The sequence below is a fragment of the Paenibacillus sp. PK1-4R genome (assembly GCF_030369595.1).
Lineage (GTDB): Bacteria > Bacillota > Bacilli > Paenibacillales > Paenibacillaceae > Paenibacillus.
The window spans coordinates 3596945-3608202 of sequence record NZ_CP126535.1; the positions used below are offsets into that span (position 1 = coordinate 3596945).

Below are 11258 nucleotides of genomic sequence, written 5' to 3' on the forward strand. Positions count from 1 at the left end.
GTCCCTAGAGTAGAAAAAACAAAAAAAGAGGTCACGATGATGGATATCCTAAAATGGATTCAAAGCTGGTATTATGAAAACTGTGACGGTGATTGGGAGCATTCATACGGTGTGCGAATTGATACGGTGGATAATCCTGGTTGGTCTGTCGAAATCGATTTGACGGATACCTATTTAGAAGATGTGCCATTTGATTCGATTGAAGAAGAGAGAAATGAAGAAGATTGGTTCTACTGTATCGTGAGAGATGGAGTGTTTCACAGTGCAGGGGGAGCAAAAAATTTAGAAGAAATGCTTAATTGCTTCAAAAATTGGGCTTCAAGTTTGGATAGACGTTAATAATGCACTAACCATCGGGAGTAATCTAAGGAGAGAACCGGATGTATCTAAAAGAATTTGATTTGGATTTACCGTATATTGTAGATGATGAAAATATTGAATCTATAATAAAAAAACAAAAATGTGAGTACAACGAAGCAACAAAATTAGATTATGCGTTGAATTGGAAATGGAAAAGACGCTCTTTTAGTTTGGAAACTCGCTGTATTACAGCGATGTATGAACGTCTGTTGGGGAAATACAAAACGAAAGATTGTTGGAAAGTCATAATAGAATGTGTAGAAAACATTACGGATGAACGTATTGTTAACGATTCTGGTGTGTGTTCGGTACCGATCCAATTTAGTTTGAATGACTTTAGTGAAAAAAATGAGTTGGAGAAAAAAAAGGCTACGCTTCGCCTGCTAATGGAAGGCATAGAGAAACTTGCTCTACGTAATAATTGGGATATTGATCCATTTAGGGAGATAGCTTTGCAAATAGAGGAGTTAGATTATGTAAATGAATGGACTTGGAAAAAGGATGTAAAGAGCCCTAATAAGAAGTACAATGCTAGAGTCCTATGTCATCATAATGTAGATAGCATGGATATATTCCTATCTATTTTACAACGTGATGGTACGCAAGTACTTGTAGAGAAGGTCATATCAGAACAACCAGATGAATTCGCCTATGCTGAACATCTAGGTGAACTTACATGGGTATCTGATTTTGAAGTTGCTTTAATTAATAAAACAGGTACTGAAAGGCACTCTGCAACCCTGAAATATTAATACGCTGTTAAAAATTCCACTTAGAAGAATAGGTCGAATAAAAAAGAAATAGTAAAGGATAAAATAATGAAAAAAAGAGTTTCGGTTAAGATAGGAGATGTCTTCTCAATAAAACTAAATCAGGATTGGAATTGTTATGGACAAGTTGTTTCTGAAGGAAGAATATCAGATTGTATGATTGTATTTGATTTGATATCAATGGAACACCCAACAGTAAGTGAGATCACTACTAAACCAATCATTTTCTTAATACAGACTGTAAACTCCAGGATTGAAGATGGTATCTGGAAAGTGATTGGTAATGCTCCAATACCTAGGATGACATTTCCCATGTACAAAGAGGAAACTGAAGATGGATATACATTGGTAGATCATAAGGGTGATATTGTGACTGAAACTCCCAGTGCTTCACAGATTGAAGTTGCCTCCGAACTGGAATCTTGGTCACCTGTTAGTTTAGAAAAAGCAGTCATTGCTAGATTTGTAACTGGAGAATGGGACCCGTATTATAATGATTTAATTTATATAGAGTAGTCTATGTTCAATGGTCTAGAGAAAAGGACATAGTCCGTTTACCGCTTGGGCTTGTATCTAATTAATTTTCACTTAGGCATGCATTTATCTTGAGGATTTCATTCCTCTCGTGTAAATGACATGCCCGTTTTTATTTATGCTTTAAATCCCCTTGTGATTTTGCGTCCTGTTGGTGTCTGGGCATGTCCCTGAGTAATCAGGAGCATCTGCTCCATCTGCAACTAGCCTGTTATCTAAAGCAGACATATCGTTCATCGTGATGTTCACAAATCAACTTACTTGAGATCAAGATTCAAACGTGTTACCGACATAATGAAAAGAGTGAATATGCGTTTTGGTGAGATCAATCACGTTTTTGATAAATGCCTCACGTGATTCACGATATCCGCTTAATATCCAATTATTTAATAGTCCAAAAAAACCGTAGGCGGTATAGTACTTGAAATAGTCCATATTAACTGGGGAGTTGTTGATCGTCTCAAAGACAAATTGCTCCTGATAGATTTTGAGTATGGTTTGCGGAAAGCCTGTATGTAGACCGGGTAACGTATCATCGTATTGAATCAGTTCGAAGAAATCACGGTGCTCGTAGATATAATCCACGATTTGAAAAGATTCGGCATCCAGCTTGTTTGTTGAAACCTTTTGACCGTGCCAATAAGGTTTGCCTACTGCGCCCCTCAATCCTTCGAGTGTCATACTCAACAACTCTTCGGCGAGAATATATTTATCCTGGTAGTGTAAATAAAACGTGCTACGATTATAACCCGCCTGATCAACGATGTCTTTGACAGAAACACCATGGAATCCTTTTTTCTTAATGAGTTGAATCAGAGCAGTTTTTAGGTGCTCCTTGGTTCGATTACGATGTTGAGATGTCACAATAAGTTCATTATTCATTCAAAAAAACTCCTATAAATATAGACATAGTTTTATAAAGTGTCTACGAGGTAGACACTTGGTCACATCTTAATGATTGGATTGTTACAATTTTAAGCATAGAATTAGTTTTGTAAACATCATATAGCACTATTTATATAGGCGCTATTCAAAATATTATACTGGGGGATTTATTCATGGGCAAACTTCAAGATAAAGTTGCAGTCATCACAGGAGGAGCATCCGGGATTGGTGCAGCGACAGCTCGCTTATTCGTTTCCGAAGGAGCTAAAGTGGTCTTGGTGGATCTGAATGAAGAAAAAGGTAAGGCGTTTGAGCAGGAACTGAAAGCGCTTAAAGCAGAAGCTCTCTTTATTAAAGCAAACATAACAAGTGAAGAAGAGGTTTCTGAGATTTTCAAACAAACCGTAGAAGCATTTGGTCAAGTCGATATCGTATTCAACAATGCGGGAATCGGACGTGTTCATCCTACGCATGAGCTTGATTATACCGAATGGCGCAATACAGTCAATGTTGACCTGGACGGCGTATTCTTGGTTGCACGTGAAGCGATTCGCGAAATGCTCAAAATTGGTGGAGGTACAATCGTCAACACGGCGTCCATGTACGGATGGGTTGGTTCACCTGGCTCTGCAGCCTACAATGCAGCTAAAGGCGGCGTTGTGAACCTGACTCGTTCGCTCGCACTGGAGTATGCTGAGCAGAATATTCGGGTGAACTCCCTTTGCCCTGGCTTCATCGATACACCGATTATCCCGGAAGAGAGCAAACAAGCACTTTCTGCGGCAACACCAATGAAACGTCTGGGTCAAGCAGATGAGATGGCAAAAGCCGTTCTGTTCCTGGCTAGCGACGATTCTTCATATATGACAGGAAATAGCCTGATCATAGATGGAGGATACACCGCTCAATAAGTGTAGCAATTATCGAAGCACACAAAGAACATAGTTCCATTAAAAGTCGCTATTCTAGCGGCTTTTTTTATATTGTATTGGTATAAGAGCAGTTCCCAATTCAAGGACAACTAGCAAACAGCGATTTTAGCTATTCGTAATAGATGGCCTCATAAGGAAACACTAACTTATTCAAGCGATATTCTTTGGGCGACATGGACATATATTGACGGAAAACTTTGCCGAAATAGCTGGGACTCTCAAACCCGCATTGTTGACCAATTTGAGAAATCGGAAGTTCCGTTGTGCGGAGTAGTCGGATTGCAACCTCAATGCGTCTGTCTTTGAGATAGGCTAGCGGTGATGTTTTCTCGGATTTCTGAAATAACCTGCACAAGTAGTGTTTATTGATATCGCAATGGCTGGCTAGAAGATCCAACGTCAATGGAGATGCATAATTCTCTCGGATGAACTTTTTACATTTCTCAATCGTTGTTATGGATAGGGCACCGATATCCTTCTCCGCATCCCGACTCGTCTGTACCAGGATAAGCAACCACCGATAGATTTGCATGGACAAGCGATACTTGTCCGTAACCTTCTCTTGATGAATCAAATTGATAATTTGCCATAACTCTTGAATCAAGGGAGAGTCCGCGTTTCGTCGAATGACATGTCCCTCATTATCATGCATCATATCCCAAATTCGGTTAGCTTCATCCCCGCGAATGTTGATCCATATAAATTCCCATGGCTCGTTGTTCTCTTGTTTATAGTAATAGCAATGTTCTCCTGCAATTTTGACAAGTAGGGCATGTCCCTTCGGTAAAGGGAGCGTTTGATTGTCAATATCCAGATAACCCTGGCCATTAAGTGTGTATTGAAAAACGACATGCCCCGGGTCCGGTCTATCATCACTTGGACAACGATATTCCTCGCTAGAAACGATCTGCCATCCAATAGAGTCCAGTGTCATGATTGATGTATCGTCATTACGAAAAGCATAAGAAACCGTATGAACCATCGTTTCATCTCCTTCCTAAAAAAGTCAATTATCTTATATAATACGTCACATTTTTTAGATTGTCTGTCTTTTTTTAGACCTGTAAGATAAATGTAAGCGGTAACATAAAAAGGAGGTGGCTGTAAATTGTGTTCATATGACAACAAGCAGGGCAGGATCGAACTGATGATTCTAAAAATGAATTTTTAGATAAGGGGGAGTTAATCGAATGATCCGAAGAACTGTTTCCATCCAGAAATCGATGTTTGTATCTTTTTTAGCACTCCTTATGATTATTTCACTGGCTGTTCCTCCGGCGCCGATACGTGCAGAGTCATCAAGCAGCCAGCCGGGTCGCCAAGCTGAGTATCTTAACCGGGGTTTGGTTGCGGTTCTTGTAGACAACGGCGTTTTTTTAAGCTGGAGGTATTTAAACAACGATCCAGATGATATCGCTTTTAATATATATAAAAATGGAACCAAAGTGAACACATCGCCCATAAGCGATGTGACAAACTACGTGGACACCACTGGTTTCGACAGTTCGCAATATCAGATCTCCACCGTTATTGCAGGCAAAGAGCAAATGCAACCGGAGGTTGTATCGGTCTGGCATAACGATTATCTACCTATTCCGCTCGATAAACCGGCCGATGGTCGGACTAAGGATGGCGGAACGTACTCCTATTATGCTGGAGATGCTTCCGTAGCTGACTTGGACGGGGATGGCGAGTATGAAATTGTCTTCCTGTGGAGTCCAAGCAATTCCAAGGACAATTCGCAGGCGGGTTATACGGGGAATGTCTATATCGATGCCATCAAACTGGATGGCACCAAGCTGTGGAGGATTGACCTGGGAGTCAACATCCGCGCCGGAGCGCATTATACGCAGTTAATGGTGTATGACCTCGATGGCAACGGAAAGGCTGAGGTTGTTGTCAAGACGGCGGACGGCACAAAGGACGGCCAAGGCACGGTCATTGGTGACGGCACGAAGGATTATCGCAACGACGGCGGATACATACTCTCAGGTCCAGAATATCTCACGCTGTTTAACGGTGAGACTGGCGCGGCTGTATCTACCGTGAACTATGATCCTCCAAGAGGCAACGTCAGTGATTGGGGTGACGGCTATGGCAACCGTGTAGACCGTTTCCTTGGCGCCATCGCTTATCTGGACGGTACGAAGCCAAGTGTCGTGATGAGCCGGGGTTATTATACCCGCACAGTGCTTGTTGCTTATGATTATGTTGGCGGGGAACTCGTCAAACGCTGGACGTTCGACACAAACGAAGCAGGATCACAATATCAATCACAGGGCAACCATAATCTAAGTGTGCTGGATGTCGACAAGGACGGCAAGGACGAAATTATGTTTGGCGCCTTGGCCATTGATGATGACGGCAGCTTGCTGTACAGCACCGGACTCGGCCACGGTGACGCCATGCACGCCGGCCAGCTCGATCCGAACCGGGAGGGCTATCAGGTCGTAAGCGTGCATGAGCATTCTGATGCGGCATACGGTCTGGAGATGCGCGATGCGGCAACAGGTGAAATCCTCTGGGGTGAGAAAACAGGTTTTGACACCGGTCGCGGGATGTCGGCGGACATTGATCCGAACTATCCAGGTTACGAATCATGGGCCACGACCGTTACCAACGGGCAAAGTGTACCTGTAACCAATACCTATTCTGCAGCAGGAGAGGCTATCTACACTGTGGACGAAGGGCCCAAAACCGCCAATTTCGCCATCTGGTGGGATGGAGATCTTCAGCGGGAGCTGTTGGACCATGAGTGGGATAATAGCACAGCCAAAGGTATTCCACTCATCTATAAGTGGGATTACCAAAACAAAAAGCTGAATGAAATCTTCCGGGCGACCGGTACGTTAACGAACAACCATACCAAAGGCAATCCGGCACTTCAGGCGGACATTCTGGGCGACTGGCGTGAGGAGCTTCTGCTGCGGAGCGAAGATAGTTCGGAGTATCGTCTCTACACAACGACCATTCCTTCAGACTATCGCATCCCTACGCTGATGCAGGACCCTGTATATCGACTTGGCGTAGCCTGGCAAAATGTAGCCTACAACCAGCCGCCTCATACCGGCTTTTATCTTGGAGCGGAAGCTACAGCATTCCCTAAAGCCGATCTGACTCTGACCCGCGAAGCTGAAATGCTGGAGCCGGTCTACCGCTTTAATTTCGGTACAGAGACTGCGTCAGGAAGTACGAACATACAGGATACGCTCTACGCACAAGATCCGGGATACGGCTTCAAGGATACAAGTGGTGTTAGGGTAGGGGCAAATCAGGTCTCGGTCGCTACAGGTACGACATTTGCTGTTGACCTGCCAAATGCAAACTATAAGGTGACGCTGCGATTGGGCAATGATGCAAATGACTCGAACGTTGGAGTCAAATCCGAATTCGTCCAGAAGCTCGCCTTAACCAATGTGACAGCAGGAGCACCACTGGAGTATTCCTATGATGTTGCATTGGTGGATGGACAGCTCGATCTTCTCTTCACGGGTACAGCCATAGACATCCAAGACGTCAGCATCGAGAAATACCCAGAGAAAGCGGCTGGTGCGGCAACAACGATCTATATGGCTGGTGATTCAACCATGCAATCTTACAGTGAAGCGCAGGCTCCTCAAGAAGGATGGGGCCAGCAGTTCGGACGTTATTTCTCCAATGGGGCAGTCGTCGTGAACGATGCGATCGGTGGCCGAAGCAGTAAATCCTTTATGGTAGACGGTCGTCTCGATACGATCCTGCAGCGAATTAAGCCGGGGGACTTCTTCTTCATTTCCTTTGGTCATAACGACGCCAGTGCAGGGATACCGGACCGGTACGCGTCACCAGAAGACTATAAGATCTACTTAACTCGTTATGTAAACGGTGCCAAACAGCGCGGTGCTACACCAGTATTGCTCACTCCGGTTGGGCGCAGAGATTTCAATACGGTGACTCAGGAATTCAACGTCAGCTTCCCGGCATATGTTCAGGCTGCCAAAGAAGTGGCTGAAGAGCAGGACGTGCCGCTGATTGATCTGAGCAAGTTAAGTATTGCGTACTACGACAAAATTGGTAATACCGCTACGGAAAAAGTATTCCTATATGCTAATCCGGGTGAATTTCCAAAATACCCGAATGGAATCAACGATAATACCCATTTCAGCAGCTATGGTGCACAGAAAATTGCCGGACTCGTTGCTGGTGCAGTCAAAGACATGGAGCTGAGCATTTCATCACTGGTCATCGACCCGGATATTTCCGAGCCAGAGCCAGAGCCGGAAGCCCAGCTATATGAGGAGGATTTTGAAGGCGACGCTGCCAACTACCAATATGCGATGGTCAATGCCACGGGTATTGCAGGAACCATGACGGGAACCGTTGTTGACCAGTCCGGAAATAAGGTACTGTCCGTCGCGGGTTCCGGATCGGGCAATCGGGCCAAGGTATTCCGTCTGTTCGATGCCGTAAACGGCGATCAGGTGAACGTGAACTTTGACTGGCAGTCCGGTAATGTGAGTGCCTATCCATCAGAAGGTCATCTCACAATACAGGATTCAAACGAAAATGCCCTGTTCACGCTGTATACCAAAACCGGAAGCACCAAAATTCATTATTTTGTCGGTGCATATAACCCAGACTACGGCACAGGGGATACAGCCATACCCGAAGGGGGAACGGCTACAGATATTTCCAAGAACCAGTGGGTCAATGTGGATGCAACCGTTAATTTTGCCGAGAAAACATTGGATCTGACATTAACGAACATAGCCGATCCGACAGTTACCCAAACGATTGCAGATATCTCGCTGAGTTCCGCAGCATATGCGGACAACGTCAGATCCATGCGGTTCCTGGGAACGAGAAAAGGCGGTGGAGGCACGTTGAACTGGACTACCCAGATCGATAACGTGCGGATTGAAGGCACTCAGCTCTCTTCAGAGAGTGGCGATCAGACGGCCTTAATCGCTCTATACGATGAGATCAAAGCAATTGATCTGTCGGAATATACAGATGCATCGAAGGCCGTGGTGAACCGGGCTTTGGCAGCTGCGGAAGCTATATTTAATACGGAAGCCACGCAGGCTAAAGTTGACCATACGTTTAACATGTTAACTGTTGCGAAGGATTCATTGACAAGTGAACCAAACGAAGAGATAAGTGAATACAAATTTGACTTTGGTTCTGGCGGCGCAGCCGACGGATACATCAAGGTAGATGCCAAAAGAGCGTACATTGAAGGCAATGGGTACGGCTTTGCTGATACTGCGCTGACCAAAGATGAGAACCGGGGAACCGGAGATTTGCTCAAGGAAGATTTCACACGAGTAAACGGTACCTCTTTCCTGGCGGAAATGGAGCCGGCGAATTACCGGGTAACGATGACCATCGGGGATGCGGAGGAATCAACCAGCGCAAATGTGGTTGTAGAGCAAATGACAAAGCTGGCGCTTACAAGCATTGCCAAGGGCGAATTCAAAGAAATCACGTATGACGTTGCCCTGATTGATGGGGTCTTTAACTTCAACTTTACCGGAAATGCACCGAAGATCAATGCGCTGAAGCTGGAGCGACTGCCAGATCACAGTGCAAGTGATAAACCAGTTATTTATTTGGCCAGCGATTCCACTGTAGCCAATTACGCGGAAAACTATCGTCCGCAAGCGGGCTGGGGAGAAACGTTGGGTGAATATTTTGATCCAAATGAAGTCAGTATTGATAACCGGGCAGTTGGAGGTTTGAGCAGTAAGACCTTCCTGGTCGGTGGATATCTCAACGATATTTTACTCGACATTCAAGAAGGCGATTATCTATTCATGCAGTGGTCTCATAACGATTCCACACCTTCACGTCCAGAGCGTTATCTTACACCAGAGCAATTTAAGGTATATCTGAAAGAATACATTAACGGTGCTCTGCAGAGAGGTGCGATTCCGGTTCTGGTCACACCAGTGAACCGTCGTGATTTTACCGGAGAGGTGCTGAATAAAAGCTTCCCGGAATACGTACAGGCGATGAAAGAAACGGCGCAGGAAACGGAAACGCTTATCATCGATCTGAACCAAGCCAGTTGGGAGCATTTCCAGGAGCTTGGCACAGAAGGAACCAAATCGATATTCATGTGGGTAGGCACAACGGAAGACAATACACATTTGCAAATGAACGGTGCAATCAAGGTGTCTGAACTCGTAGCACGCCTTGTGAAGGAATTGAATATACCTTTATCTGATTTTGTTACGTTGGAAGGAGAATCTCCGGAGCAGAAGGCCCCGCATACTACGGCAACTGTGGAAGGAGAATTGCAGAACGGCTGGTATACTTCTCCTGCACAAGTAACCTTCACAGCAAGCGATGAAGATTCCGATATCGAAGGGACCTATTATCAAATTAATGGTGGCGAAACGGTGAGCAGCACACAGTTGACCCTAACTGAAGAAGGAACACATACCATCACCTACTGGAGCGTCGATGTTGACGGTAACAAAGAGAGTGAACAGTCTTTGTCCATATCCATTGATCTCGTACCTCCAACCATTGAAATTCATGGTCAAACCGAATACACCATTGATCAGCAGGTGGAAATTGGCTATACAGCCTCCGATTCGGTATCCGGTGTAGAAGAACCAGAGGGTGTGCTTCTCGACACTCCTGCGTATACACTGGAACCCGGACTGAACCAGGTTACGGCAACCGTCTCCGATTTGGCTGGGTGGGAACAGACGGTAGAATATAGTTTTGCAGTTATTACTACATTCGACAGCCTGATTAATCTGACCAACACCTTTGCTGATGAATCGATCGATCCTAATGCCAGCATTCTTGCTGATCAGCTCACAAACACGTTACAGCAGGCCAAACAGGCAGCAAACGATCGTGAAGGAGCAAAAGCGCGTCAATTGCTTGCAGCCTACGCTAATGACGTTCAAGCAGTTAGAGGAACCGTATTTACGGATGAGCAGACAAGTGTGCTGATTAAGTGGGAGGAATGGCTCCATCAGACAACGCCACTTGCAAACGGTGCCCCAGGCACTCCGGTGTTATCTGATAATAATGGTTACGACACGGGGCTCAAAGACGGAGACTATACAATCACGATGAGTCTGTGGTGGGGGAATAACGGTAATCAGTTCAAGCTGTATGAGAATGGTGAACTGATTAAGGAAATTTCTCTGGTCGATCAATCCCCGTCCGCCCAATCTGTTCAAGTTGATATTACTGGAAAGAAAAACGGCACCTATATCTATACTGGAGAATTAATCAATGCACTGGGTTCAACCATGAGTGTTCCACTAACAGTCATCGTCACGGATGCTTCCCCGGGGCAAGCTGTTCTGTCGAACGACAACTGGGACGGTGACGGCAACTATAATGTCACCATGAATCTGTGGTGGGGAACAAACGCAACCGAATACGAACTTTACGAAAATGGTGTATCGATTGACACACAATCGCTGCAATCTCATTCGCCTGGTGCACAGTCTGCGGTTACCTCAATCTCTGGAAGAGTACCTGGAATCTACGAGTATGAAGCTGTACTTCGTAATTCTTCAGGGGAAACCAGATCACACAAATTAAATGTGACGGTACGAGAGTAGACTGAAATGTTTGAGCATTCCATTAACAAGAAGTAATTACAACTGAAGTAAGGTACGCATATAAAAGTGCTATTCCTCATCATTTTGAGGAGTAGCACTTTTTATATGCGTACAGTATGAAAGCGTTTGACTTATTTGAATATCAATCTATAATGATGAAAGGAAATTGGACTTGGACAGGATACAGACAGCCTGTCCGCTTG

7 protein-coding genes are annotated in these 11258 nt (G+C 44.8%); 5 read left to right on the top strand and 2 right to left on the bottom strand.

The genetic code is table 11. The features are described from left to right. The first annotated feature begins 36 nt into the window (after positions 1-36). The 3 genes from QNO02_RS15600 to QNO02_RS15610 all read left to right on the top strand — a co-directional run bounded on the left by QNO02_RS15600 (position 37) and on the right by QNO02_RS15610 (position 1646). Complete coding sequence (locus QNO02_RS15600; protein ID WP_289389221.1) at positions 37-339, top strand: immunity 53 family protein; 303 nt, start codon at positions 37-39, stop codon at positions 337-339. Positions 340-380: 41 nt separating this feature from the next. Beyond that, a complete protein-coding gene (locus QNO02_RS15605) occupies positions 381-1112 on the top strand; it encodes a hypothetical protein (RefSeq protein WP_289389222.1) in 732 nt (243 codons plus the stop codon). A 66-nt stretch (positions 1113-1178) separates the two neighbouring features. Next, positions 1179-1646: an Imm26 family immunity protein gene (locus QNO02_RS15610; RefSeq protein ID WP_047843146.1), complete on the top strand. Its 468-nt coding sequence runs from the start codon at positions 1179-1181 to the stop codon at positions 1644-1646. 285 nt (positions 1647-1931) lie between these two features. Here the strand turns inward: QNO02_RS15610 and QNO02_RS15615 are convergent, their stop codons facing one another. Further along, positions 1932-2546 (bottom strand): TetR/AcrR family transcriptional regulator, encoded by a 615-nt coding sequence (locus QNO02_RS15615; protein WP_047843147.1) that lies wholly within the window; start codon positions 2544-2546, stop codon positions 1932-1934. Positions 2547-2722: 176 nt separating this feature from the next. Here QNO02_RS15615 and QNO02_RS15620 point away from each other — a divergent pair, with 176 nt between their 5' ends. After that, positions 2723-3460 carry an SDR family NAD(P)-dependent oxidoreductase gene (locus tag QNO02_RS15620; RefSeq protein WP_036615458.1) on the top strand — a complete coding sequence of 246 codons (738 nt, stop codon included), beginning with the start codon at positions 2723-2725 and terminating at the stop codon, positions 3458-3460. 130 nt (positions 3461-3590) lie between these two features. On the opposite strand, the gene QNO02_RS15625 is transcribed toward QNO02_RS15620, so the two are convergent. Continuing rightward, entirely contained in the window at positions 3591-4463 is an 873-nt protein-coding gene (locus QNO02_RS15625) for an AraC family transcriptional regulator (protein ID WP_289389225.1), read from the bottom strand. A 208-nt stretch (positions 4464-4671) separates the two neighbouring features. Here QNO02_RS15625 and QNO02_RS15630 point away from each other — a divergent pair, with 208 nt between their 5' ends. After that, positions 4672-11055 carry a rhamnogalacturonan lyase family protein gene (locus QNO02_RS15630; protein ID WP_289389227.1) on the top strand — a complete coding sequence of 2128 codons (6384 nt, stop codon included), beginning with the start codon at positions 4672-4674 and terminating at the stop codon, positions 11053-11055. The last annotated feature ends 203 nt before the right edge of the window (positions 11056-11258 follow it).